This is a genomic window from Paraburkholderia sp. BR10954 (assembly GCF_040965775.1).
GTDB lineage: Bacteria > Pseudomonadota > Gammaproteobacteria > Burkholderiales > Burkholderiaceae > Paraburkholderia > Paraburkholderia youngii.
This window is the reverse complement of the sequence record NZ_JBFRCK010000032.1, coordinates 1-23,237: the sequence shown is the minus strand read 5'-3', so window position 1 is coordinate 23,237 and position 23,237 is coordinate 1. Positions and strand designations below refer to the sequence as shown.

Below are 23,237 nucleotides of genomic sequence, written 5' to 3'. Positions count from 1 at the left end.
CTGAATACTTCCGCCCGCACGCATGCGCTTGCCGGGCGAATCAACGAAGGACCCGCTATGAGCACCACGCTCGATTCCACTGTCAACGCTCCGCTTGCCAACACGGTCAACCGGATGGATCACCTCGATTGGCTCGAAGCCGAGTCGATTCATATCCTGCGCGAACTGGTCGCCGAATGCAGCAAGCCGGCGCTGCTGTTTTCGGGCGGCAAGGATTCCGTCGTGGTGCTCGCGCTTGCACTGAAGGCGTTCGGCCTCGGCGCGAACCGCAAGACGCAGCTGCCGTTCCCGCTCGTGCATATCGACACCGGTCACAACTACGACGAAGTGATCGACTTCCGCGATCGTCGCGCGCAAGAAATCGGCGCGCAACTGGTGGTCGGTCATGTCGAAGATTCGATCAAGCGCGGCACCGTGCGTCTGCGTCGCGAAACGGATTCGCGCAATGCCGCGCAAGCGGTCACACTGCTCGAAACGATCGAGCAATACGGCTATACCGCGATGATCGGCGGCGCGCGCCGCGACGAAGAAAAGGCCCGCGCGAAGGAGCGCATCTTCTCGTTCCGCGACGAATTCGGCCAGTGGGACCCGAAGGCGCAGCGCCCGGAACTTTGGAGCCTGTACAACGCGCGTCTGCACAACGGCGAACATATGCGCGTGTTCCCGATCTCGAACTGGACCGAGCTCGACGTGTGGCAGTACATCGCGCGTGAGCAGCTCGAACTGCCGTCGATCTACTACGCGCATCAGCGCGAGATCGTGCGCCGCAACGGGCTGCTGGTGCCGGTCACGCCGCTCACGCCGATGCGCGAAGGCGAGACGAGCGAACAGGCACTGGTGCGTTTCCGCACGGTGGGCGACATCAGCTGCACGTGCCCGGTCGAAAGCGACGCGGACGACATCGAGAAGATCATCGCCGAGACCGCCGTTACCGAGATCACGGAACGCGGCGCGACGCGGATGGACGATCAGGTCTCTGAAGCTGCGATGGAACAACGCAAGAAGCAAGGCTATTTCTAAGCACACGACGAGGGCAATGCAATCATGAGCAGTATTCATCAACCAGAAGACCTCGGCGTGCTGCGTTTCATCACCGCGGGCAGCGTCGACGATGGCAAGAGCACGCTGATCGGTCGCCTGCTGTACGACAGCAAGGCGGTATTGAGCGATCAATTGTCGGCACTGTCGCGCGCGAAGAACAAGCGCACCGTCGGCGACGAAATCGATCTGTCGCTGCTGACCGACGGCCTCGAAGCCGAGCGCGAGCAGGGCATCACGATCGACGTCGCGTACCGCTACTTCGCGACCGCCAAGCGCAAATTCATCATCGCCGATACGCCGGGCCACGAGCAGTACACGCGCAACATGGTGACGGGCGCGTCGACCGCGCATGCGGCGATCATCCTCGTCGACGCGACGCGCGTGACGTTCGAAAACGGCGTCGCGCAACTGCTGCCGCAAACCAAGCGTCATAGCGCGATCGTCAAGCTGCTCGGTTTGCAGCACGCGATCGTCGCGATCAACAAGATGGACCTCGTCGACTACAGCGAAGCGCGCTTCAACGAGATCCGCGACGCGTATGTCGAACTCGCGCGCCACCTCGGACTGCAGGACGTGCGCTTCGTGCCGGTGTCGGCGCTCAAGGGCGACAACATCGTCACCGCGAGCGAGCGCATGCCGTGGTACGCGGGCCAGCCGCTGCTCGACGTGCTCGAAGCGCTGCCGGTCGAAACCGCGAGCGGTGAGGCGCTGCGCTTCCCGGTGCAGTGGGTCGCGCGTCAGGACGGCAGCCAGGCCGACGATTTCCGCGGCTACATGGGCCGCGTCGAATCGGGCGAAGTGAAGCTCGGCGACCCGATCGTCGTGCTGCCGGCCAATCGCGAAGCGACGGTGGCCGAGATCATCGCGCCGGTGGTCGGCGGCACCGCGCAGGTGGACCGCGCGTTCGCCGGTCAGACCGTGACGATCCGTCTCGCCGAAGACGTCGACGTGTCGCGCGGCGACACCTTCGTGCTGCGCGCAGCGGCGCCGGAACCGGCGAAGAAGCTCGAAGCGGACCTGTGCTGGTTCGACGACACGCCGCTGTCGACGCAGCGCAAGTATCTGCTGAAGCAGACCACCAATACGGTATTTGCGAAGATCGGTGCGATCAAGGAAGTGCTCGACGTGCATACGCTGTCGCAGGCGACCGATCGCAAGGAACTGGCGATGAACGACATCGGTCGTGTCGCGCTGACCTTGCAGAAGCCGCTCGTATGCGACGCGTACGACGCGCATCAGGGCACGGGCGCGTTCGTGCTGATCGACGAAGCGACGAACCATACCGTCGCGGCCGGCATGATCCGGGCGTTTTCCGCCTGAGCTCAGCATAGGCCGGTAGGCGACGGCAGGGCGACGCAGGCGGCGCAACGCGCCGCGTGCGCTCCAACGAACAGGTTGAGGTCAATGGGTAAGGTTTATCTGATCGGTGCGGGACCCGGTGCCGCGGACTTGGTTACGGTACGCGGCGCGCGGCTGCTCGGCGCCGCCGACGTGGTGCTGCACGACGCGCTGGTCGCGCCCGCGATGCTCGACTACGCGCCCGCGCGCGCGAAGCGCATTGCGGTCGGCAAGCGCTGCGGCCAGCTATCGACGGCCCAGCAGTTCATCAACAAGCAGATCGTCGATGCGGCTTTGGAGCACGACGTGGTCGTGCGTCTGAAGGGCGGCGATCCGATGCTGTTCGGCCGCGCCGACGAAGAGATGCGCGCGCTCGAAGCCGCGGGCATCGAGTATGAAGTGGTGCCGGGCATCACCGCCGCACTGGCAAGCGCGGCCACGCTGAAGCGTTCGCTGACGTTGCGCGGCGTGTCGCGCAGCGTCGCGCTGGCAACCTTTAGCCGCGCGCCCGGTTCCGACGAGATCCGCGAGCAGGTCAACGCCGATTCGCTGGTGTTCTACATGGGCCGCGACAGCGGCGTCGAGATCGCACAGCAACTGATCGACGCCGGCAAGCCCGCGACGACGCCCGTGGCGATCGTCGAGGCGTGCAGCACGCCGCGCGAACGCATGCTGACGCTGACACTCGAAAATCTGGCGGCGGGCGAAGCGCAGCGCTGGGTCGATGCGTCGCAGCCGAGTCTGTTGATGATCGGCGAGGCGTTCGCGGCGCGGCAGACCGAGGCGAAGCGCTCGTCGAACGGGATGCTGGTCGCGGCCTGAATGTCCCCGGCAGGACCGGCCTGAAAGAGCGGCGAATCTGGACAACTAGAACGAAAAAATCAGAGCTGCCGCAAGCAATACTGCGCGAGCGCATCGAGCACCGAATCATCCTCACCGACCGCCACCGCGCAGCGAATCTCGACACCGGGATGCGCGGCGCGGCATTGATCGACGAGCGCGGGCAAATCCGTGCGGACATGTCCGCCTTGGCCGAAGAACACCGGGACCACGGTGATCGCAGCGCAGCCTTGCGTGACGAGGTGCGCGACGGCCGCGGGCAGGTCGGGTTCCATCAGCTCCAGAAAGGCGAGCGTAACCGCCTGCGCTTCGCCCGTTGCCGCGCGCGCGGCGCGCAGCTTGTCGGCGAGTCGCTCGAACGGCTCGCGCCAGCGCGCATCGCGCGCGCCGTGGCCAAACAGAATCAGTCCGTGCATAGCCATCGCATCAGCTCCTGACGATGCCCGTCAACGCCCTCTGGCGTTGTGAGTTAGTGCCGGTCGACCCACTTCAACCCGACGAGCCCGAGCACCAGGTAGATGAGCCCCGGCGTCGCCGCAGTCAATGGCGCGGGCCACGTATTGAGCGTGCCGATGTGCGAGAACAGCGTGTTGAACAACTGGAAGCTCATGCCGAGCATGATGCCGCCGAACACCTTCATGCCGACCACGCCCGCGCGCGTATGCAGATACGCGAACGGCAGCGACAGCACCAGCATCACGAACACCGCGAACGGATACAGTACCTTTTTCCACAGCGCGATTTCATAGCGCTGCGTGTCCTGATGGTTTTCGGTCAGATGCTGGATATAGCGGAACAGATTGAACATCGACATCCGGTCCGGCGACACCAGCAGCACCGACAGAATCTGCGGCGTCAGCTCCGAGCGCAGCGAATACTCGGGCAGCGTGACCTGGTTCGCGCGATACACCGGATTGAGCGCATCGTCCGGCGTGCCGGGAACTCGGGCAACGTCGAGCAGTTGCGTGTCGGTCACGCCGGTCAGCAGCCAGTGGCCCGGTGGTTGATAACGGCCGCTCTGCGCGATGCGGATGTTCGACAGACGGAACTTCGAATCGAACTCGTAGATGCGCACGTTGCTGATCGTCGCGTCGGGTCTCAGTTCGCCGACGTTGACGAAGCGCGTGACCTGCTCGCCGTCGGCGCGCTCGGTCAGCGTGTCCTTGACCCACACGCCGGACTGGAAGTTGCTTGACACCGACGAGCCGAGCGCCTCGAGCCGCACGCGCTCGGACAGCTGATCCGTGTAGGGGCCGACCACTTCGCCGATCAGATAGGTGACGAGCACGAGCGGAATGCCGATTTTCAGCAGCGAGCGCAGCGCCCGGTTGGTGGCGAGACCGGACACGCGGAAGATCGTGTACTCGGAGTTGGCCGCCATCTGCGCGAATACGTAGATCGCGCTGATCAGCGCCGCGACCGGAATGATTTCGTAGAAGCGCGACGGCGTTTGCAGTGCGACGCGCAGCACCGCGTACTGAAACTTGTAGTTGCCGTGGCCGACCGAGTTCAGTTCGTTGATCAGGTCGAAGAAGAAGAACAGACCTGAAAATGCAAACAGGATGAAGACGAACGTGAGATAGATCTGACGCGCGAAATACCTTTCATAAATGCGCATCGGTCAGGCTCCCTGCGAACGGCTGAACATGGCGCGTGTGAACAGCGGCCGGTTGCGCACCCGCATCCAGAAGATGAACGCGACGATGCCGAGCACGATCACGTGCAGGATCACGAGCCCGATGCCGAACGACATCTTGCCCTGCTCGATCCACGCCTGCACGACGTTCAGCAGATTCGAATAGGTGAGGTAGATCAACACGGCCATCACGAGGTTGATCGTGCGGCTGCGCCGCGGGTTCTGGTGCGCGAGCGGAATCGCGAGCAGCATCAGGTTGATCGCGATCAACGGCAGACCCGCGCGCCACGCGAATTCGGCGAGGTTCTCGTTGGTCGGATTGCGCAGCAGCGTCATTGTCGGCAAGCCGGTGGTGGTCGGTGTATTGACGACCGGCTGGCTCTGGATCTTCACGCCATAGCGCTCGAACTCCATGATGCGAAAATCGGGGTGGCCCGGCTCGCCGTCGTAGCGGCGGCCGTTTTCCAGCACGACGAAGCGGTCGCCGTTCTTGTGCGTCTCGACGTGGCCGTTCTTCGACACCACGACGTTGACCTTGCCGCCCTCGGTGCTCGTCACGAACACGTTTTCCACGTGCCCCTGGTCGGGCGACATCTTCTCGATGAAGAACACGCGGTGCGTGCTCGGCGATTCGCGGAACTGCCCGGGAGCCAGCAGCGAGACTTCGTCGCGCTGCTGGAAGCGCGCGCGGATCAGCTTGCTCTGCTGGTTCGACCACGGCCAGCCGATGAACACGAAGAACATGATCAGGATGATGATCGGTGTGGCGAAGATACCGATCGGCTTGATGAATTGCGTGAGACTGACGCCCGAAGACAGCCACACGACCATCTCGGAGTCCTTGTACCAGCGCGTGAGCACGAACAGGATCGACACGAACAGCGTCGCGACGAGCATGATGGCCAGATAGCCGATCACGGTGAGGCCGATCAGGACCAGCACGTCGCGCGGGTCGATCTCACCCGAGGCCGCGAAGCCGACGATGCGGATCATCATCGTCGTCAGCACGAGCGTGAGGAGAACCATGAACACGGCGCCAGCCGTGTACGCGAGCTCGCGCTGGAGGGAGCGTTCAAAGATCATTATTGATGACGAGAGGGGGCGCTCACGGCGACGCGGGGGTTCGTTCCCGTCACGCCTCCGGTGCAGCCGCCGCGGGAAAAATAGCGGATAATTGCGGCTTTCATCCTAAGCCCAGATTTTATCCGAGGACAAGCGCGATGGACTTTAGCATAAAAGCCTGTGATTGGACCAAAGGCTCGACGAACGGTTTCCTGACCGGGAAATCCGATTGCATCGTGATCGGCGTGTTCGAGTCGCAAACGCTGTCGGGTGCCGCACTGGAGATCGACGCGGCCACCAAGGGCCTGCTCACGCGCATCATCAAGGCGGGCGACATGGACGGCAAAGCCGGTACCACGCTGTTCCTGCATGAAGTCCAGGGCATCGGCGCGTCGCGGGTGCTGCTCGTCGGCCTCGGCAAACAGGATGCTTTCAGTCAGAAAGCCTACGGCGAGGCGGTCCGCGCCGCGTGGCGCGCGCTGCTCGGCACGAAGATCGTGCAGGTCACGTTCACGCTCGCACAACTGCCGGTGCTCGAGCGCACGGCCGACTGGTGCGTGCGCGCCGCGATCCTTGCGCTGCGCGAGCTGACCTACCGCTTCACGGAGATGAAGAGCAAGCCGGACAACACGCCGCGCGCGCTCAAGCGCGTCGTGTTCAGCGTCAACACCGGCGACGACAAGGCCGCCAAGCTCGCCGCGAAGCAGGGCGCCGCGCTTGCGAACGGCATGGACCTGACGCGCGACCTCGGCAATCTGCCGAGCAACGTCTGCACGCCGACCTACATTGCGAACACCGCGAAGAAGCTCGCGAAAGACTGGAAGCTGAAGGTCGAGGTGCTCGGCGAGAAGCAGTGTGAAGCGCTGAAGATGGGCTCGTTCCTGTCGGTCACCGCGGGCGCAGTCGAGCCGGCGCAGTTCATCGTGCTGCAGTACCAGGGCGGCCCCGCGAAGGCCGCGCCGGTCGTGCTGGTCGGCAAGGGCGTCACGTTCGACACGGGCGGCATCTCGCTGAAGCCGGGCGAGGGCATGGACGAGATGAAGTACGACATGTGCGGCGCGGGCTCGGTGCTGGGCACGCTGCGCGCGGTCGCCGAAATGGGTCTGAAGATCAACGTGGTCGGCATCATTCCGGCCGTCGAGAACATGCCGTCGGGCACGGCGACCAAGCCGGGCGACATCGTCACCAGCATGAAGGGCCTCACGATCGAGGTGCTGAACACCGACGCCGAGGGCCGCCTGATTCTGTGCGACGCGCTCACCTACGCGGAGCGCTTCAAGCCGGCCGCGGTGATCGACATCGCGACGCTGACGGGCGCCTGCATCATCGCGCTCGGCCATCACAACAGCGGCCTGTTCTCGAAGGACGATGCGCTCGCGGGCGAACTGCTCGACGCGTCGCGCGAAGCGGCCGACCCGGCCTGGCGCCTGCCGCTCGACGACGAGTACCAGGATCAGCTGAAGTCGAATTTCGCCGACGTCGCGAACATCGGCGGGCGTCCGGCCGGCAGCGTGACGGCCGCTTGCTTCCTGTCGCGCTTTACGGATTCGTACCCGTGGGCGCATCTCGACATCGCCGGCACCGCGTGGAAGAGCGGCGCGGCGAAGGGTGCGACGGGTCGTCCGGTGCCGCTGCTCGCGCAGTTCCTGATCGACCGCGCCGGCCAATGACGCAGTGCGGTAAGCGCGCGTACGGCGCACGGCAAGCGGGGCGGAGCGGCCGATGACGAGAATCGACTTTCACTCGAACGTCGGCGATTCGCTGCTGTACGCGTGCCGCCTCGCGCGCAAGGCGTATCTGGCGGGCCAGCCGCTGGTCGTGCTGGCCGAGCCCGCGCGCCTGCGCGCGTTCGACGAAATGCTGTGGACCTTCTCACCGCTCGACTTCGTGCCGCACTGCATGGCGGGCACGCCGCTTGCCGCCGATACGCCCGTCGTGCTGGCCGCGAATCTCGACGACGTGCCGCATCATCAGGTGCTGCTGAATCTGGGTGCTACGGTGCCGGCGCAATTCGCGCGCTTCGAAAGATTGCTCGAAGTGGTCGGTAACGCACACGAGGAACTCGCTGCGGGCCGCGAGCGCTATCGCTTCTATCGCGATCGCGGCTATGCTTTGAACAACTACAAGCAGGGCGGCTAGTTCGTTCCGCTCTCGCGTCATGGCCGCGAGGAGCGCGGCATGCGGACCGCCTGCCCTGGCTTCGACTCAAACACGGAGAGCGCACGTGTCCGATCCCAACGACAATTCGATTCCGATCCTGAACGAGGTCATCGTGCCGGGCCGCGCGCGCGAAACGCGCGAGGCGTCGGCCGATGCCGCCGCGCCCGCGCCCCAAGGCACCAAGCCCGCAGCCCCAGCCGCCGCGCAACCGGCGGCGCGCGAGCCGGGATTGCGAACCGAGCCCGCGTTCGCGCCGCCGGCCGCGAGTCCGGCCGCGAGTCCGGCCGCGCATCCGGCCGCGCATCCGGCCGAACCGACGCTGGCGTCCGAGCCCGTGCTCGCGCCGCAGCCCGTGCCCACACCCGAGCAACTGAGTTCGCCCGAGCCGGTTCTCGCGCCGCAGCCGGCGCAGACCGAACTTCATCAGCCGCACGTGGCCGATCACACGCACGCGAGAAAGCAGGTCCGGCCGCATCACGGCATTCATGCGCGACATGGGCATGAGGAGCTGCATGAAGGCCTGCATGAGGACGTGGCCGAGGTGTCGCCCGGCGTGTTCGATCGTACCGAGCCCTTCATACCGCTCGAAGCCGGCGCGACCGTGCCGCCGGATCTCGGCCGTGAGGGCGCGCACGAAGCCGCTCCCGCTCGGCTCCCACTCGACGCCGACGCGCTCGCCGAACGTTTGCACGGACGCTTCCAGCGTTTTCTCACGGGCGAGGGGCGCGGCATCATCGAGGCGCGCTGCCGCGATGCAGTGCAGCAGCACACGAGTCTGCTCGTCAGTCAGATCACGCGCGAAGTCGCGCAGACGCTCGAAGCCGAGATGACCGATTGGGTACGTGAAGCGGTGGAAGAAGAAATCGCGCGGGGCTCGCGTTGACGCCGCGGCGACGCGAGAGGTCCGTTATTTGAGTGTCAGCACCCAGGCCGCCAGCGTGGCCGCCTGATCGGGCGTCAGTTGCGTGTTCGCGGGCATCGGCATGGTTCCCCATGCGCCGGTGCTGCCATCGAGGATCTTGTGCTTCAGATAGGTCGCGGCGTCGTCGCGACCCGCATACCGGATAGCGACGTCGTGCAGCGCCGGCCCCATGAACGGGCGGTTGACCGAATGGCAACTCATGCAGTTCTTCTGCTGGGCGAGCGCGAGGCCGGCTGCTTCGGCACGGGCTGCGGGACTCGTGGCGCTCAATGCGGCGGCGAGCGCAACAGAAGCTGCTACGGCTGCGTACGACATCGATTTCATTATGGTCTCCGCCAGTGCAGATGCCCGGCTCGTGGTGCACGCATTATAAGAGCAAAGGGGCGCACGGATTTTCGTGCGCCCCTGGCGTTTTTGCGTAGCGTGGCGGCGGGTTCGTCCAGCGGAGCGGGGCGCGCCGGCCCGTAGCAATTAACCCGTCACCGCCCCCCGATTCGCCGGCAGCGCGAGCGCGAAATACTTCGCCAGCACGCCGCGGGTGTAGCGCGGCTTCGGCGCCTGCCATGCGGCGCGGCGGCGCTGCAGCTCGGCGTCGTCGATGTTCAGTTGCAGCAGCAGCTGGTGCGCGTCGATCGTGATCGAATCGCCTTCCTGCACGAGCGCGATCGTGCCGCCGACGAACGCCTCCGGTGCGACGTGCCCGACCACCATGCCCCACGTGCCGCCCGAGAAGCGGCCGTCGGTGATGAGCCCGACCGATTCGCCGAGCCCCTTGCCAATGATCGCCGAGGTCGGCGCAAGCATTTCCGGCATGCCGGGGCCGCCCTTCGGGCCCAGATAGCGCAGCACGACGACATCGCCTGCAACTATCTTGTCGGCGAGGATCGCTTCGAGCGCGCTCTGCTCGTCGTCGAATACCCGCGCCGGACCTGTGATGACCGGGTTCTTCAGCCCGGTGATCTTGGCGACCGCGCCGTCTTCGGCGAGATTGCCCTTCAGGATCGCGAGATGGCCTTCGGCGTACAGCGCGTGGTCGATGGGGAAGATCACCTGCTGATCGCTGCGCGGTTTGCTGGGTACGTCCTTCAGCTCCTCGGCGAGCGTTTTGCCGGTGATCGTCATGCAATCGCCGTGCAGAAGCCCGGCGTCGAGCAGGATCTTCAGCACCTGCGGTATGCCGCCCGCCTTGTGCAGATCGGTGGCGACATACTGGCCCGACGGTTTCAGGTTGCAGATCACCGGCACTTTCTTGCGCATGCGCTCGAAGTCCTCGATCGTCCATTCGACCTCGGCCGCGTGCGCGATCGCCAGATAGTGCAGCACCGCGTTGGTCGAGCCGCCGGTCGCCATGATCAGAGCAACCGCGTTTTCGATCGACTGCTTCGTGATGATGTCGCGCGGCTTCAGATCCTTTTTCACCGCTTCGACGAGTACGCGCGCCGATTCGGCGGCCGAGTCGACCTTCTCCTGATCCGGATTCGCCATCGTCGACGAATACAGTAGCGACATGCCGAGCGCCTCGAACGACGAGCTCATCGTATTGGCCGTGTACATGCCGCCGCACGAACCGGTCGACGGACACGCGTTCTTCTCGATGCCCTCGAAATCCTCCTGCGACATGCGGCCCGCCGTGAATTCGCCGACCGCCTCGAACGACGACACGATCGTCAGATCGGTGCCTTTCCAGTTGCCCGGCCGGATCGTGCCGCCATACACGTAGATGCCCGGCACGTTCATGCGCGCGAGGCCGATCATGCCGCCAGGCATGTTCTTGTCGCAGCCGCCGATCACGACCACGCCGTCCATCCATTGACCCTGCACGCAGGTCTCGATGCAGTCGGCGATCACCTCGCGCGACACCAGCGAGTACTTCATGCCCTCGGTGCCCATCGACATGCCGTCCGAGATCGTCGGCGTGCCGAAGGTCTGCGGATTCGCGTCCGCGCGCTTGATCGCGGTGACGGCCGCGTCGGCGAGACGCTGCAGGCCGGCGTTGCACGGCGTGATCGTCGAGTGGCCGTTGGCGACGCCGATCATCGGTTTGTCGAAATCCTCCTTCTGGTAGCCGAGCGCGTAGTACATCGAGCGATTCGGGGAACGCGCGATGCCTTGCGTGATGTTCTTCGAACGACGGTTGTAGGCCATGGGGAGCTCCAAGTCTGGCTGTTCTGATGGATGCGCGGCCGCGTCTGCGCACGCATCCGTTCAGTGTAGTTCCGCCAGACCGCGCGAACAGGCGGTTTTGCGTGGCCGGCGTCGCATGTATTATTCGCGGCTGTTCAGGTCGTAAAATATATTAATCATGCTGCCGACGATTCCTGATCTGCGCCAGTTGCGCTATTTCGTCACCGTCGCCGAGGAAAAGCACTTCGGGCGCGCAGCCGCGCGTTTGTCGATGACGCAGCCGCCGCTGTCGCAGGCGATCCGCGCGCTCGAAGAGACGCTCGGCGTCGAGCTGTTCGCGCGCACCAAGCGCTCGGTGGAGCTGACCGCGGTCGGCGCCGATCTGCTGCCGGAGGTGCAGCGGCTGCTCGCGGCGGCGGAAGGTTTAAGGCCGCACGCGCAGAGCCTCGCGCGCGGCGAGGCGGGCGTGCTGTCGCTCGCGTTCGTGTCGACCGCGGATTACGGCCTGCTGCCGCTGCTGCTGCGCGATTTCGGCGCGCGGCATCCGCGCGTGCGGCTCGAGCTGACCGAGGCGACCAGCGACGTGCAGGTCGAGGAACTGGTGGCCGGGCGTATCGACGCGGGTCTGGTGATCGCGCCGCTGCCGTCGCGGCATGCATCGCAGCTGTCGTGGCTGCCGATCGCGCGCGAGCCGCTCGTGATCGCGATGTCGACGGAGATGGCGCGAGGCTTGCAAGGCAGCGTGAACAAAAACGGCAAGGGCAAGCCAAATGAAGACCCCGCCGCCGAATGGCTCGACACGCCCGTCAGCTTGCGCGATCTCGGCGACGCGCCGCTCGTGATCTTCCCGAGACGTCTCGCGCCAGGCTTTTATGACATCATTATGGATTGCTACGGCGTCGCGGGCCTCGCGCCGCGGATCGGCCAGGAGGCGATCCAGATGCAGACCATCGTGAGTCTCGTGTCGGCCGGCATGGGCGTCGCATTGGTGCCGCAATCGTTGCGTAACCTGCGGCGCACGGGCGTCGTGTACCGGCCGTTGTCCGAGTCGGTGCCCGCGATCGAAACGGGGCTCGTCTGGCGCACCGACGAGGTCAGCCCGGTGCTGGCGGGCTTCATCGACATCGTGCGCGCGCATGCGGCGAGCGTGGCGTCGCGCGTCTAGATCCCGCTTCTGATCCCTGTAAAACTGCTTTCGAACCTGAACTGCCCATAACTACACGATGCTCATTCACCCGAATTTCGACCCTGTCGCCATCCATCTGGGGCCGCTCGCCGTGCGCTGGTATGGCTTGATGTACCTCGTCGCGTTCGTCGCGGCGATCGTGGTCGCCCGGCTGCGGCTGCGGCTGCCGTACGTCGCCGCGCAAGGCTGGACCGCGAAGGACATCGACGACATGCTGTTCTTCGGCGTGCTGGGCACGATCCTCGGCGGCCGGCTCGGCTATGTGCTGTTCTACAAGGCCAGTTTCTATTTCGCGCATCCGCTCGACATCTTCAAGGTGTGGGAAGGCGGTATGTCGTTTCACGGCGGCTTTCTCGGCGTCACCATTGCGATGATGCTGTTCGCGTATCAGCGCAAGCGCTCGTGGCTGCAGGTCACCGACTTCGTCGCGCCGATGGTGCCCACAGGCCTCGCGGCGGGGCGGCTCGGCAACTTCATCAACGGCGAGCTGTGGGGCCGCGTGACCGATCCGGCCGCGCCGTGGGCGATGCTGTTCCCCGGCGCCGCGCCCGACGACGCCAGCTGGCTCGCCGCGCATCCGCAATTGGCCGCGCAATGGCATCTGAACGAAGTGTTTGCGCAATATCACATGCTGCCGCGGCATCCGTCGGAGCTGTACGAAATCGCGCTCGAAGGCGTGGCGCTGTTTTTCGTGCTGATCTTCTTCTCGCGCAAGCCGAAGCCGCTCGGCGCGATTTCCGCGATGTTCCTGATCGGCTACGGCCTCGCGCGCTTCACGGTCGAATTCGCGCGCGAGCCGGACGATTTCCTCGGCCTGCTCGCGATGGGGCTGTCAATGGGTCAATGGCTGTCGCTGCCGATGATCCTCGCGGGCATCGGCCTGATGGTGTGGGCGTATCGCCGGGGGCGGCGCGAGCCGGCGCAGGCGGTTGGCGCGAACTGAGCTGCGCCCGGCCAGCATAGCGAACGCTGCATGAAAAAACGCCACGGCATCGATGGATGCCGTGGCGTTTCTCTTTGATGCGCCGGCGTTCGCGCTTGCGCGTCATTTCATCTGCACCGACCCCGACACGTTGACCGTCACCGTCGAGGTGCCGCCTTCGAGCGGCATCGGCGCGCTCTTCGCATCGGCGCCCATCGCGCGTGCGCTCATCATCATCGGACGCGGCATCACGCCGCTGTGATTCACGTTGACCTCGCGGATCGAATAGCCGCTAAAGCCGAACGCCTGCGATGATGCCGCGGCCTGCTCGCGAAACGATTTGATCGCCTCGCCGCTGAGCCGCTGTTCGGCGGCGCGCTGCGCTTCCGGCGACAGCGAGAAACGCACGTTACCCACCTGCATGATCGATGCCATCTGTCCGGCGAGCTTCGAAGCCGCGGCGAAGTCGCGCGATTCGAGCACGACTTCCGTGCGGCCGCGCCACGCCGAGATGCGTCCGTCGCGGTCCGTCGACGGGAAGATCGAGAACGCACCCGAGCGCGCGGTTACGCCGGCGACGCCGCGCGCTTTCTGCAATGCCGCGTCGGCACGTTGGTTCAGCGTCGACGTCAACGCCGACGGCTCGCTCGCTTCCTGCTCGTAAAACAGCGTGATTTCGACTTCGTCCTGCGGGACTTCCGCGCTCGCCTGCGCATTCAGCGACAGCACGCCCGAGGGCTGCGGCATCATGGTCTGCGCGCGAGCGGGCGCCGGGTTCAGCGCGAGCGCCACAGGCGCGCCAAAGGCGAGCGCGAGTGCGAGGGCCCGTGCGGTTTTTGTCGTCATGGCTGGAATCCTTGTTTCAACAGGTTGTGCACGTTCGACGCGTGCGCCGCGTGATGACGCGATGGTGGCGCGTGCTTTGACGGATGCGCTGGCGAATCAATCGGAATGCCGTTGAGCGGTTGATTCGAGCTTGCGCTTTCGTCGACCGATTAGGCGCGTCTTACCGACGCTTGGTTCCCCAATTAGTGCTTCGCCGCCGTTTTGGGAATCATGGCCTGGACGCGCTCACCGCACGTACCGCGTCGCGCATTTGCCCTTAAACCAGCCGTTTAGTGATGAAGCGCCATTCGGCGTCGGTCACCGGTGTGATCGACAGACGGTTGCCTTTGGCGAGCACGCGCATGTCCTGCAATTCGGCATGCTCGCGCAGCGCGGCCAGCGGAATCAGCGCGATTTTCTTCTTGAACACGACGTCGACGAGCATCCAGCGCGGCGTTTCCGGCGACGATTTCGCGTCGTAGTACGGACTCTTTTTATCGAACTGCGTCGGGTCCGGATATGCGGTCGACGAGACTTCCGCGATGCCCGCGATGCCGGGCTCCGGACAGCTCGAATGATAGAAGAGCACGCCGTCGCCGACCTGCATCACGTCGCGCATGAAGTTGCGCGCCTGATAATTGCGCACGCCGGTCCACGGCAAGGTGCGATGCGGTGCGTTGGCGAGGTCGTCGATGCTTGCTTCGTCCGGTTCGGACTTCATCAGCCAGTAGCGCATGAATCGGAGTGAGCGTGTGAGATTGAACGAGGCGCCAACAACAGGCGCGTGCGGAAAGCCCCTGAAACAGGCACTCAAACAAAAGAACGACGACCAAAGAAAAACGGCATCGAACCGAAGTCCGATGCCGTTCCAGATAAGGTCCCCGCCTTAGCCGCTAGGCCGGCATCCTGAACCGAGGGTTCAGAATTGGTCGCAGTTAGCAACACTTCGGGTACATCAGACAGAGTGACGCGCACACCCGTGCTACAAATTTCCGCAACCGTGCACATGGCATTGGTTCAAGGAATATATGACCTTGGCGAACCAGGCAGGGAAGCTAAACGATGAAGCTACAACACAAACAGTTGAACAGGTGACCGGTTCGAAACCGGCCCGCTATTGAGTCAACTACTGCTTACTGCATGCTGTACTGCTCGATCACAGTACCTAGTTGTTCGTTCATTTGCTGCATTGTACGCCGGATTTCTTCAGCAGGAAATGCTTCTCCGTGTCGCACGCTGCTTTGCAGCTTAAGCAGTTCCGATGCCAGCGAGAGCGCCGCCATCACCGCGATGCGATCGGTGCCGCGCACGTTGCTGCCGCTGCGGATTTTCTTCATCTCGGCATCGACGCGCGCGACCGCCTCGAGCAGCGCGCCTTCCGTTTCAGGCGAACAGGCGAGACGGTAGGGTACTTCGAGAATCGATACTTCGATCTGCTTGGTGGTCATGCGCTTTCTCCGTGTCGGCTCACGTCGCCTTCCGCTTCCTCGTGTTCGGGCTGGGCGGATTCGAGCAGATCGAGCTGGTTATCCGGTTCGCTGCTTGCGCGTGCGCGCGGCAATTTTTCGAGAATCGCATTCAGGCGCACCTGAGCGTCGTCGATCTTGGCGGACAGCGCGTCGCGTTCAGCTTGCAGTGCGTCTCGCTCGGCACGCAATTGCGCGAGTTCGGTGTGCGTGGCTTGTACTTCGGCACGCGTTTGCGCGAGCTGCTCTTCGAGCGCGATCCGCGCTTCGTTGTGGCGCTGGCTGATCGCAATCAGCTTGCCGATGTTCTGGGAGAGTGATTCGAGTTCGGTGAGCATGTGCTGCGTCCTCTAAAGACATCGCATTTTAGCGCGGAATATTACAGGTTCCGACAATTGTCTCGTTTCGAGACGTAACAGCATCGCTTCGTGCAGGTACGTTGCGACTCGTGTCGTCGACCATAAGATCAAAGACCGGCAATCCATCGGACAATAACCTGCATTCGACAGAACGGATCGCGCTCCGGTTGGCCTTTCTTGACGCCCCGCGAAGCCGCTCCTACACTTCCCGCACTCTGGTGCCCGCGCGCGCTTTTCGGCGCGCGCAGTTAAACGGGAAGCAGGGCGCGCGCGGTGCCAAACCGGATGCGCGAACCTGCGCTGCCCCCGCAACGGTAAGCGACCGCATGTGATGTGCTCATGCAGGTCGGTCCTTGTCGCACGGTTGGAAGTTCAATCTGCGAGTGTGCCACTGCGCGTCACGCGTGGGAAGGCGGGATCGATGTGTCGTAGCCCGGATACCGGCCAGAAAAGAGGGACGTCCCCCGCGAAAACGTTAAACATGGGGGGACGCCTCGTGACGCGTCGGCCTGCGGGGAAGCAGGCCGCGCATGCCATCCACAGGAATGTCATCCCATGTTGTCCCCCATCGCCCGCGCGACGCTGCTCGCGTTCGCGAGCCTGCCGCTCGTCGCGCATGCGCAAAGCGCCGAGCCTGTGCCTTCATCGTCCGCTGCGGATGCAAGCACCGCGAACGCCCCAAACCTTGCCGATGCGGCCAATCCCGCTTCCGCCGATGCATCGGGCAACGTGCTGTCGCCGATCGTCGTGACCGCACTACGCGGAGCGCAAGCGTTGCGCGACGCGATCCCGCAGACCACGCAGTTCGATCAGCAGGACATAGCCGACACGACCGCGACCGATCTGCCCGGCCTGCTGCGACTCGCGCCCGGCGCGCAAATCTCGCGCACGGGTGGCCCCGGTTCGACCACGAGCCTCTTTCTGCGCGGCGCGTCGTCGACGCAATCGCTGCTGCTGATCGACGGCGTGCGCGTCGATTCGGTGAGTCTCGGCTCCGCTCAGCTCGCACAGATTCCGCTCGACCAGGTCGATCACGTCGAAGTCGTGAACGGCAACGTGTCGGCGTTGTACGGCTCGGGCGCGATCGGCGGCGTCGTGCAGGTGTTCACGAAAGACGGCGGCGATCATCCACCGCGCTTCAATTTTTCGGTCGGCTACGGCAGCTATCACACGCAGACGCAAACGGCCGGCGTGAACGGCGCGCTCGACGAGGACGGCCGCACGACCTTCAACATCTCGCTCGCGCGCACGAAGAGCGACGGCTTTTCGTCGCTCGATCCGCTCGAGGCGCCGGGCGCGAATCCGAACGCCAACGGCAATCTGAACGAGAGCATCAGCGCGTCGCTGCGCCACAAGTTCACCGACAAGTGGGATGCGGGCATCAGCTACTTCCAGTCGAACAACAACAACAGCTACGACAATGCGTACGGCGTGCCAACCGATCTGAACAACCTCTATAGCAAGGTGCGTCAGGTATCGGTGTTTGCGAACGGCAAGCTGACCGACTGGTGGACCACCCACTTCACGCTCGCCGAGGGCGACGACCGCAGCGTATCGAACACCAATGGCATCTACAACGGCCGCTTCGATACCGACAATCGCCAGTACACGTGGCAGAACGATTTCGCGCTCGCAGCGAACCAGAAGCTGCAATTCGGCTACGAGCATCTCGACCAGACTCTCGACTCCGACACGTTCGCCGCGCCCGACCGTCACGTCGATTCGGTCTTCGCCGGCTACAGCGCACGCTTCGGCCGCAACCAGATTCAGGCGAACGTACGCCGCGACCAGTACTCCGATTTCGGCGGAGCGAACAGTTACTATCTCGGCTACGGTTTCGACATCACGTCGCACTGGAAGGTAACCGCAAGCTATTCCGATGCATTCCGCGCGCCGAGCTTCGACGATCTGTACTATCCGATCAGCGGCAACCCGTCGATCCAACCCGAGCGCAGTCACTCGGTCGAAGCCGGTTTGCAGTACGCGACCGACGCGCTCGGCGTGATGCGTCTGAACGCATTCCAGACGCGCTATACGAATCTGATCGACTATGTGCAGACGATCCCCGGCATCTATCTCGCGGAGAACGTCGGCCATGCGAAGGTGCAGGGACTCGAAGGATCGTGGAGCGGTCATGTCGGCAAGACCGACGTACGCGCGACATTGACGCTGCAGAACCCGGTCGATCTCGACAGCGGTACCGACCTCGTGCGACGCGCGCGACGCTTCGGGTCGTTCGCGGCGAATCGCAGCATCGGTGGATGGCGGGTTGGGGGCGAGTGGATCGTCAGCGGTCCGCGTCCAGACAGCACCGGCAAGCTCGGCGGTTATGGCATCGTGAATCTATCGGCCCGCTACAACATCACGAAGGCGTGGTACGTCAGCGCGCAAATCGACAATCTGTTCAACAAGGACTATGAGACGGCCTACTCGTATAACTCTCCGCGACGCGGTGCGTATGTCACGCTCGGCTGGCAGCAGCAGTGACGCCCGCGCCGGGTTGGCCGCATGCATGAGCGCACGCGGATGAGTCGCGCGTCCGGTTCGCTGTCCGCCGCGATGGCAACGCCGCGCCCGATGAACGCGAAACGCGCGGCCGCGATCTGGCTCGGACTCGCGCTCGCCGCCGTCGCGCTGCTCGGCGCGTCGCTGGTGCTCGGCAGCGTGCCGCTCGCGCCGTCGCGCGTGCTTGCGGCGCTCGTGCCAACGCACACGTTCGGCGCCGCGGGCAGCGACGATCTCGCCGGCGAAATCGTGCGCACGTTGCGATTGCCGCGCGCGCTCGCGGGCTTCGCGTGCGGCGCGTTGCTCGCGCTCGCCGGCGCGCTGCTGCAGGTGCTGCTGCGCAATCCGCTGGCCGAGCCGTACGTGCTCGGCGTGTCGGGCGGCGCGGCCAGCTTCGCGCTGGTCGCGATGATCGCGGGCGGCGCATGGTGGATCGTCGATGCGAGCGCGTTCGCGGGTGCGTTCGTGTCGATCCTGCTGGTGCTCGGACTCGCGCGTCGCGAACTGTGGCGCGGCGAGCCGCAGGACACGTCGCCGCGTTTGCTGCTGACCGGCGCGGTGATCGCGGCCGGGTGGGGCGCGATGATTACGCTGCTGCTCAATCTCGCGCCCGATAGCCGTCTGCGCGGCATGCTGTTCTGGCTGACCGGCGACCTCAATGGCGGCGCGCTGCCGTGGACCGCGCTGATCGCGCTCGCGCTCGTGTTGCTCGCGATCGTGCCAGCCGCGCCGCGTCTGAACGTGCTGCTGCGCGGCGACGCAGCCGCGCAAGCGCTCGGCGTCGCGGTAATGCCACTGCGTTTGCGCGTGTACCTGGTCGCGTCGCTGGCGGCGGCCGCGGCGGTGACGACCGCGGGCACGATCGGCTTCGTCGGTCTCGTCGTGCCGCATATGCTGCGGCTCGCGTTCGGCAACGACCAGCGCATGCTGCTGCCGGCGGCCGCGCTTGGCGGCGGTGTCGCGGTGATGGGCGCGGATCTGCTCGCGCGGACCGTGATTGCGCCCGCGCAATTGCCGGTCGGCGTGATCACGTCGCTGGTCGGCGTGCCGGTGTTCCTGTGGATGTTGCTCAAACGCCGCCGATGATGCAAGCCGAACCCAGCCCCACCTCTTCGATACTGAGCACGCAGCGCCTGACACTGCGCGCCGGCGCGCGCACCTTGCTCGACGCGTTCACGCACACCTTCAATGCGGGCGAAGTCTGGTGTATCGCCGGGCCGAACGGCGCGGGCAAGACCACCTTGCTGTCGACGCTGGCGGGCCTGTTGCATCCGGCGGCGGGCCATGTCGAACTCGATGGCGTGCGCGTGGCCGACTGGCAGCCGCTGCCGCTCGCACGGCGCCGCGCGCTGATGCCGCAAAGCGCGGCCGATGCGTTCAATGCCAGCGTGCTCGACATCGTGCTGCTGAATCGCTTCCCGCATCTGGGCGGCTGGGGCTGGGAGCGCGATGAAGATCGCGCGGCTGCACAGGCGGCGCTCGAATCGCTCGGCCTTGCGGGCTTTGCGGCGCGCGACGTGCTGTCGCTATCGGGCGGCGAGCGTCAGCGCGTCGCGCTCGCGGCAGTGCTGTGCCAGGACGCGCCGCTGTTGCTGCTCGACGAACCGTTGTCGCATCTCGACCTGCATCACCAGATCGACTGCCTCGAAGCGCTCGTTGCATGGACGGGCAAGCCGGGACGCAGCATGCCGCGCAGTGTGCTGTTCTCCTGCCACGACCTGAACCACGCGCGCCGCTTCGCGACGCACGCGTTGCTGCTCGACGGCGCGGGCGGCGCGTATGCGGGCCCGGTGCGCGACGTGCTGACGCCCGCGTTGACGAGCCGCGCGTTCGGCTATCCGCTGATTCTGATTCGCGATGGCGAGCACGAGGCGCTGATTCCCGCGCCGCGCGCGCGTCATGAATCGCCTACCGGTCATGACGAACAGTCAGGCTGACTATTAATTCCCTATACCTTGTTTCGATCACAACTATGACTCGCATCCCACTCCCGGGCGGTTTGCCCGAAGTCGCGCCGCTCGATCAGACGCTGCGCGCCGAGCTGCAACGGATCATCGATACGCGCACCAAACCGCCCGGCAGCCTCGGCCGGCTCGAAACGCTCGCGCGCCAGATGGGCCTGATCCAGCGCAGTACGCGTCCCAGCGTGCAGCGTCCCGCGATGATCGTGTTCGCGGGCGATCACGGTATCGCCGCCGAAGGCGTGAGCCCGTATCCGCAAGCGGTGACCGCGCAGATGGTCGCGAACTTCATCGCGGGCGGCGCGGCGATCAATGCGCTCAGCCGCGTCGCCGGTCTCGAACTCGAAGTGGTCAACGCGGGCATCGCGACGCCGCTGCCGTCCACCGACGGAGTCGTCGACATTCCGGTCGGGCCCGGCACGCGCAACTTCGCGCACGAAGCCGCGATGACGCAGGCCGAAACGCTCGCCGCGATGCAGGCAGGCGCCGCGCGCGTGCGTCATCACGCGGCGCTCGGCTCGAACGTGATCGGCTTCGGCGAGATGGGCATCGCGAACACGTCGGCGGCCGCGTGTCTGATGAGCCGCCTGTGCGGCGTGCCGATCGACGACTGCGTCGGCCGTGGCACCGGTCTCGACAATGCCGGGCTCGCGAAGAAGCGCAACGTGCTCGCGGCGGCGCTCGCGCGTCATCCCGACGCTTGCGCGCCGCTCGACGTGCTCGCGACCTTCGGCGGCTTCGAAATCGCGATGATGACGGGCGCATTTATGGCGGCCGCCGAGGCGCGCATGACGATCCTCGTGGATGGCTTCATTGCGACGTCCGCGCTGCTGGTCGCCGATGCGCTGGCGCCCGCCGTGCGCGAGTACTGCGTGTTCGCGCATGCGTCGAACGAGGCCGGCCATCGGCGCATGCTCGATCATTTCGGCGCGCAGCCGCTGCTGTCGCTCGACATGCGGCTCGGCGAGGGCACGGGCGCCGCGCTCGCGGTGCCGCTGTTGCGCGCGGCGGCGGCTTTCGTCAACGAGATGGCCAGCTTCGATTCCGCGGGCGTCGCGGATCGCGAACCGTGACGCGCTCGAACCCACGCTTCGCGGCAACGCGAAGCTCGGCCCGCATCGCAGCGAACAGGCGCTCGACACGTCCATGAACCCGCTCGCGGAACTGCGCTATTTCTTCACGGCGCTCGGTTACTTCACGCGCGTGCCGGTGCCGCGCTGGGTCGGCTACGAGCCGCATTATCTGAATGCGGCGGCGCGCTATTTTCCGCTCGTCGGCGTGCTGGTCGGCGGCTTCAGCGCGCTCGTCTATCTGGCCGCGCTGCGCGTGTTTCCGGCAGGCGTCGCGGTGCTGCTGTCGATGGCCGCGTCGCTGCTCGTGACGGGCGCGTTCCACGAGGACGGTCTAGCCGATTGCGTCGATGCGTTCGGTGGCGCCTATATGCGCGACGATGCATTGCGCATCATGCACGACTCGCGCATCGGTGCTTTCGGTGCCATCGCGCTCGTGATCGCGTTGGCGATCAAGTGGCAAACGCTCGCCGCGTTGCCGCCGCTTTCCGCCGCAAGTCTGATGGTTGCGGCGCATGGCGCGAGCCGCGCGTGCGCGATCAGTTATCTGGCCACGCTCGACTATGTGCGCGCCGCGGGCAAAGCGAAGCCGGTCGCGCAGCGTCTGAGCGGGCTGGCGCTGCTGTGCGCCGCGCTGTTCGGGCTGCCGTGGCTGCTGTGGCCGAACGGCCCCGGCGCGCCCGACTTTCGTTTCGCCGCGCTCACGTGTGTCGTGCTGTTGGCGCTGCGCTTCGCGATGGGCCGTTATTTCGTCAGACGCATCGGCGGCTATACCGGTGACTGTCTCGGCTTCGCGCAGCAAATCTTCGAATTGAGCATCTATCTGGTGGGGCTTGCATGGATATCGTCCTGATTCGACATCCCGCTGTCGCGCTCGAGGCGGGGGTTTGTTACGGCCATAGTGATGTCGCGTTGGCGGAAAGCGCCGAGGTCACGTCCAATGCGTTGGCGGTCAAGCTCGCGAGCTTGCAGGTGCCGGCGCCGCGCGTGCTGATCACGAGTCCGCTCACGCGCTGCGCCGCGCTCGCGAATGAGATCGCCAACGACTTCGGCTGCGTGGTCAGCCACGACGAGCGTCTGAAGGAGATGGACTTCGGCGAATGGGAAGCGCAGCGCTGGTATACGATCGATCGCGCCCAGCTCGACGACTGGGCCGCCAATTTCGAGCATGCGCGCGCGCATGGCGGCGAGAGCGTCGCGCAATTCGTCGCGCGTGTGCGAGCGTGGTTCGATGCATTCGCGCTGACGCGCGAGCTCTCGCCCGCCTACGTGGTCACGCACGCGGGGGTGATGCGCGCGATCGCGTCGTGGGTGCTGGAGGTGCCGCTCGCGCGTTGCCTGCAGTGGTCGCTCGATATGGCCGGGATCGTCTGGTTGCGGCGTAACGACGAGACGCTGCAGTGGTCGCTGGTGCGATGGAATGCGTGACCCGCGTGGTCATGCGGAGAACTGAGCGTTTTTTGCGCGACCCGCGGCGCGTCATGGCGCGGGTTTGTTTGCGCGCGAGCGCGCCAGTTCGAGGTCCTCGCACAGTTGCCGCGCGCCTTGCGCGATGCGCGGCGCGGGGCGATTGATCAGATCGCCGTCGATCGCGAACAGGTTGTCGTTCGCGACGGCCGCGAGACGCGGCCACGCGCGCCATGCGTCGAGTTGCGGCAGCGTCGTGTCGGGCTGCGTCGCGCCGGGCGCCGCCGTGACGATCGCCTGCGGATTCGCCGCGAGCACCGCTTCGGTCGATACGGTCGGCACGAGCGGCTGCAAGTCCGCGAACACGTTGCGGCCGCCGCATAGCGTGATCACGTCGCTGATCATGTGCTCGC

Annotated in this window: 23 protein-coding genes, 1 other RNA gene, 1 pseudogene and 1 riboswitch; of the genes and pseudogenes, 14 read left to right on the top strand and 11 right to left on the bottom strand. The window is 65.3% G+C overall.

Going from position 1 to position 23,237, the window contains the following annotated elements; translation table 11 throughout:
* The first annotated feature begins 57 nt into the window (after positions 1–57).
* The 3 genes from cysD (at position 58) to cobA (ending at position 3,201) form a co-directional block, all read left to right on the top strand.
* Entirely contained in the window at positions 58–1,020 is a 963-nt protein-coding gene (gene cysD, locus AB4Y34_RS32155) for a sulfate adenylyltransferase subunit CysD (protein ID WP_176121134.1), read from the top strand.
* Positions 1,021–1,044: 24 nt separating this feature from the next.
* Entirely contained in the window at positions 1,045–2,361 is a 1,317-nt protein-coding gene (locus tag AB4Y34_RS32150) for a sulfate adenylyltransferase subunit 1 (protein WP_368718322.1), read from the top strand.
* An 84-nt stretch (positions 2,362–2,445) separates the two neighbouring features.
* Positions 2,446–3,201 (top strand): uroporphyrinogen-III C-methyltransferase, encoded by a 756-nt coding sequence (gene cobA / locus AB4Y34_RS32145; protein ID WP_368718321.1) that lies wholly within the window; start codon positions 2,446–2,448, stop codon positions 3,199–3,201.
* A 59-nt stretch (positions 3,202–3,260) separates the two neighbouring features.
* On the opposite strand, the gene AB4Y34_RS32140 is transcribed toward cobA, so the two are convergent.
* From AB4Y34_RS32140 to lptF, 3 genes are read right to left on the bottom strand one after another with little or no spacing between them, the layout of a single operon-like run.
* Positions 3,261–3,641 carry a sirohydrochlorin chelatase gene (locus AB4Y34_RS32140; protein ID WP_368718320.1) on the bottom strand — a complete coding sequence of 127 codons (381 nt, stop codon included), beginning with the start codon at positions 3,639–3,641 and terminating at the stop codon, positions 3,261–3,263.
* Between the two features lie 47 nt (positions 3,642–3,688).
* Positions 3,689–4,837, bottom strand: a complete 1,149-nt coding sequence (gene lptG / locus AB4Y34_RS32135; RefSeq protein ID WP_176121137.1) for an LPS export ABC transporter permease LptG — start codon at positions 4,835–4,837, stop codon at positions 3,689–3,691.
* A gap of 3 nt (positions 4,838–4,840) precedes the next feature.
* Positions 4,841–5,938 carry an LPS export ABC transporter permease LptF gene (gene lptF, locus AB4Y34_RS32130; RefSeq protein ID WP_176379179.1) on the bottom strand — a complete coding sequence of 366 codons (1,098 nt, stop codon included), beginning with the start codon at positions 5,936–5,938 and terminating at the stop codon, positions 4,841–4,843.
* A 137-nt stretch (positions 5,939–6,075) separates the two neighbouring features.
* Between lptF and AB4Y34_RS32125 the strand changes: the two genes are divergently transcribed.
* The 3 genes from AB4Y34_RS32125 (at position 6,076) to AB4Y34_RS32115 (ending at position 8,960) form a co-directional block, all read left to right on the top strand.
* The gene (locus AB4Y34_RS32125) at positions 6,076–7,587 is read left to right on the top strand and encodes a leucyl aminopeptidase (protein ID WP_368718319.1); all 1,512 of its coding nucleotides are present in this window, start codon (positions 6,076–6,078) and stop codon (positions 7,585–7,587) included.
* Between the two features lie 52 nt (positions 7,588–7,639).
* Complete coding sequence (locus tag AB4Y34_RS32120) at positions 7,640–8,056, top strand: DNA polymerase III subunit chi (RefSeq protein ID WP_368718318.1); 417 nt, start codon at positions 7,640–7,642, stop codon at positions 8,054–8,056.
* Positions 8,057–8,141: 85 nt separating this feature from the next.
* Positions 8,142–8,960, top strand: a complete 819-nt coding sequence (locus AB4Y34_RS32115; protein WP_368718317.1) for a DUF2486 family protein — start codon at positions 8,142–8,144, stop codon at positions 8,958–8,960.
* 24 nt (positions 8,961–8,984) lie between these two features.
* Here AB4Y34_RS32115 and AB4Y34_RS32110 read toward each other — a convergent pair whose 3' ends face one another.
* Both AB4Y34_RS32110 and ilvD read right to left on the bottom strand, forming a co-directional pair.
* Positions 8,985–9,323, bottom strand: a complete 339-nt coding sequence (locus AB4Y34_RS32110) for a c-type cytochrome (protein ID WP_176379182.1) — start codon at positions 9,321–9,323, stop codon at positions 8,985–8,987.
* A gap of 147 nt (positions 9,324–9,470) precedes the next feature.
* Positions 9,471–11,144 (bottom strand): dihydroxy-acid dehydratase, encoded by a 1,674-nt coding sequence (gene ilvD / locus AB4Y34_RS32105; protein ID WP_176379183.1) that lies wholly within the window; start codon positions 11,142–11,144, stop codon positions 9,471–9,473.
* A 157-nt stretch (positions 11,145–11,301) separates the two neighbouring features.
* On the opposite strand from ilvD, the gene AB4Y34_RS32100 reads away from it, so the two are divergent.
* Together AB4Y34_RS32100 and lgt are read left to right on the top strand one after the other, a co-directional pair.
* Positions 11,302–12,288 carry a LysR family transcriptional regulator gene (locus tag AB4Y34_RS32100; protein WP_368718316.1) on the top strand — a complete coding sequence of 329 codons (987 nt, stop codon included), beginning with the start codon at positions 11,302–11,304 and terminating at the stop codon, positions 12,286–12,288.
* A 58-nt stretch (positions 12,289–12,346) separates the two neighbouring features.
* Positions 12,347–13,252, top strand: coding sequence for a prolipoprotein diacylglyceryl transferase (gene lgt, locus AB4Y34_RS32095; RefSeq protein WP_176109317.1), 906 nt, complete (start codon positions 12,347–12,349; stop codon positions 13,250–13,252).
* Between the two features lie 102 nt (positions 13,253–13,354).
* Here lgt and AB4Y34_RS32090 read toward each other — a convergent pair whose 3' ends face one another.
* The 5 genes from AB4Y34_RS32090 to AB4Y34_RS32070 all read right to left on the bottom strand — a co-directional run bounded on the left by AB4Y34_RS32090 (position 13,355) and on the right by AB4Y34_RS32070 (position 15,860).
* Entirely contained in the window at positions 13,355–14,077 is a 723-nt protein-coding gene (locus AB4Y34_RS32090; protein WP_368718315.1) for an SIMPL domain-containing protein, read from the bottom strand.
* 256 nt (positions 14,078–14,333) lie between these two features.
* Positions 14,334–14,792: an EVE domain-containing protein gene (locus AB4Y34_RS32085; RefSeq protein WP_368718314.1), complete on the bottom strand. Its 459-nt coding sequence runs from the start codon at positions 14,790–14,792 to the stop codon at positions 14,334–14,336.
* Between the two features lie 138 nt (positions 14,793–14,930).
* Positions 14,931–15,112, bottom strand: a non-coding RNA gene (gene ssrS / locus AB4Y34_RS32080) — 6S RNA.
* 77 nt (positions 15,113–15,189) lie between these two features.
* On the bottom strand, positions 15,190–15,504 hold the full coding sequence (locus AB4Y34_RS32075; RefSeq protein ID WP_013088698.1) for a cell division protein ZapA: 315 nt from the start codon (positions 15,502–15,504) through the stop codon (positions 15,190–15,192).
* Positions 15,501–15,860 (bottom strand): ATPase, encoded by a 360-nt coding sequence (locus AB4Y34_RS32070; protein WP_368718313.1) that lies wholly within the window; start codon positions 15,858–15,860, stop codon positions 15,501–15,503. The genes AB4Y34_RS32075 and AB4Y34_RS32070 overlap by 4 nt, the downstream gene beginning before the upstream one ends.
* 220 nt (positions 15,861–16,080) lie before the next feature.
* Positions 16,081–16,345: riboswitch (cobalamin riboswitch) on the top strand.
* A 91-nt stretch (positions 16,346–16,436) separates the two neighbouring features.
* Here AB4Y34_RS32070 and AB4Y34_RS32065 point away from each other — a divergent pair.
* The 6 genes from AB4Y34_RS32065 to cobC all read left to right on the top strand — a co-directional run bounded on the left by AB4Y34_RS32065 (position 16,437) and on the right by cobC (position 22,845).
* The gene (locus tag AB4Y34_RS32065; protein WP_368718312.1) at positions 16,437–18,368 is read left to right on the top strand and encodes a TonB-dependent receptor; all 1,932 of its coding nucleotides are present in this window, start codon (positions 16,437–16,439) and stop codon (positions 18,366–18,368) included.
* A gap of 39 nt (positions 18,369–18,407) precedes the next feature.
* Positions 18,408–19,472 (top strand): iron ABC transporter permease, encoded by a 1,065-nt coding sequence (locus tag AB4Y34_RS32060; protein WP_176379924.1) that lies wholly within the window; start codon positions 18,408–18,410, stop codon positions 19,470–19,472.
* On the top strand, positions 19,469–20,323 hold the full coding sequence (locus AB4Y34_RS32055) for an ABC transporter ATP-binding protein (RefSeq protein ID WP_368718353.1): 855 nt from the start codon (positions 19,469–19,471) through the stop codon (positions 20,321–20,323). Before AB4Y34_RS32060 ends, AB4Y34_RS32055 begins: the two co-directional genes overlap by 4 nt.
* Positions 20,324–20,358: 35 nt before the next feature.
* A complete protein-coding gene (gene cobT, locus AB4Y34_RS32050; protein WP_368718311.1) occupies positions 20,359–21,420 on the top strand; it encodes a nicotinate-nucleotide--dimethylbenzimidazole phosphoribosyltransferase in 1,062 nt (353 codons plus the stop codon).
* A gap of 73 nt (positions 21,421–21,493) precedes the next feature.
* A complete protein-coding gene (locus AB4Y34_RS32045; RefSeq protein WP_368718310.1) occupies positions 21,494–22,270 on the top strand; it encodes an adenosylcobinamide-GDP ribazoletransferase in 777 nt (258 codons plus the stop codon).
* Positions 22,255–22,845: an alpha-ribazole phosphatase gene (gene cobC, locus AB4Y34_RS32040; RefSeq protein ID WP_368718309.1), complete on the top strand. Its 591-nt coding sequence runs from the start codon at positions 22,255–22,257 to the stop codon at positions 22,843–22,845. Before AB4Y34_RS32045 ends, cobC begins: the two co-directional genes overlap by 16 nt.
* A gap of 51 nt (positions 22,846–22,896) precedes the next feature.
* Here cobC and AB4Y34_RS32035 read toward each other — a convergent pair.
* Positions 22,897–23,237: pseudogene (locus AB4Y34_RS32035) on the bottom strand (cobalamin-binding protein); the annotation flags it as partial.

Excerpts from the sequence above, each read along its gene's own strand:
- cysD (WP_176121134.1), top strand. The coding sequence starts at position 58 with ATGAGCACCACGCTCGATTCCACTGTCAACGCTCCGCTTGCCAACACG.
- AB4Y34_RS32085 (WP_368718314.1), bottom strand. The coding sequence starts at position 14,792 with ATGCGCTACTGGCTGATGAAGTCCGAACCGGACGAAGCAAGCATCGAC.
- AB4Y34_RS32150 (WP_368718322.1), top strand. The coding sequence starts at position 1,045 with ATGAGCAGTATTCATCAACCAGAAGACCTCGGCGTGCTGCGTTTCATC.
- AB4Y34_RS32055 (WP_368718353.1), top strand. The coding sequence starts at position 19,469 with ATGATGCAAGCCGAACCCAGCCCCACCTCTTCGATACTGAGCACGCAG.
- AB4Y34_RS32045 (WP_368718310.1), top strand. The coding sequence starts at position 21,494 with ATGAACCCGCTCGCGGAACTGCGCTATTTCTTCACGGCGCTCGGTTAC.
- cobA (WP_368718321.1), top strand. The coding sequence starts at position 2,446 with ATGGGTAAGGTTTATCTGATCGGTGCGGGACCCGGTGCCGCGGACTTG.
- AB4Y34_RS32065 (WP_368718312.1), top strand. The coding sequence starts at position 16,437 with ATGTTGTCCCCCATCGCCCGCGCGACGCTGCTCGCGTTCGCGAGCCTG.
- AB4Y34_RS32110 (WP_176379182.1), bottom strand. The coding sequence starts at position 9,323 with ATGAAATCGATGTCGTACGCAGCCGTAGCAGCTTCTGTTGCGCTCGCC.
- AB4Y34_RS32125 (WP_368718319.1), top strand. The coding sequence starts at position 6,076 with ATGGACTTTAGCATAAAAGCCTGTGATTGGACCAAAGGCTCGACGAAC.
- AB4Y34_RS32120 (WP_368718318.1), top strand. The coding sequence starts at position 7,640 with ATGACGAGAATCGACTTTCACTCGAACGTCGGCGATTCGCTGCTGTAC.
- ilvD (WP_176379183.1), bottom strand. The coding sequence starts at position 11,144 with ATGGCCTACAACCGTCGTTCGAAGAACATCACGCAAGGCATCGCGCGT.
- AB4Y34_RS32070 (WP_368718313.1), bottom strand. The coding sequence starts at position 15,860 with ATGCTCACCGAACTCGAATCACTCTCCCAGAACATCGGCAAGCTGATT.
- cobC (WP_368718309.1), top strand. The coding sequence starts at position 22,255 with ATGGATATCGTCCTGATTCGACATCCCGCTGTCGCGCTCGAGGCGGGG.
- lptG (WP_176121137.1), bottom strand. The coding sequence starts at position 4,837 with ATGCGCATTTATGAAAGGTATTTCGCGCGTCAGATCTATCTCACGTTC.
- AB4Y34_RS32090 (WP_368718315.1), bottom strand. The coding sequence starts at position 14,077 with ATGACGACAAAAACCGCACGGGCCCTCGCACTCGCGCTCGCCTTTGGC.
- cobT (WP_368718311.1), top strand. The coding sequence starts at position 20,359 with ATGACTCGCATCCCACTCCCGGGCGGTTTGCCCGAAGTCGCGCCGCTC.
- AB4Y34_RS32140 (WP_368718320.1), bottom strand. The coding sequence starts at position 3,641 with ATGGCTATGCACGGACTGATTCTGTTTGGCCACGGCGCGCGCGATGCG.
- lgt (WP_176109317.1), top strand. The coding sequence starts at position 12,347 with ATGCTCATTCACCCGAATTTCGACCCTGTCGCCATCCATCTGGGGCCG.
- lptF (WP_176379179.1), bottom strand. The coding sequence starts at position 5,938 with ATGATCTTTGAACGCTCCCTCCAGCGCGAGCTCGCGTACACGGCTGGC.
- AB4Y34_RS32100 (WP_368718316.1), top strand. The coding sequence starts at position 11,302 with ATGCTGCCGACGATTCCTGATCTGCGCCAGTTGCGCTATTTCGTCACC.
- AB4Y34_RS32060 (WP_176379924.1), top strand. The coding sequence starts at position 18,408 with ATGAGTCGCGCGTCCGGTTCGCTGTCCGCCGCGATGGCAACGCCGCGC.
- AB4Y34_RS32075 (WP_013088698.1), bottom strand. The coding sequence starts at position 15,504 with ATGACCACCAAGCAGATCGAAGTATCGATTCTCGAAGTACCCTACCGT.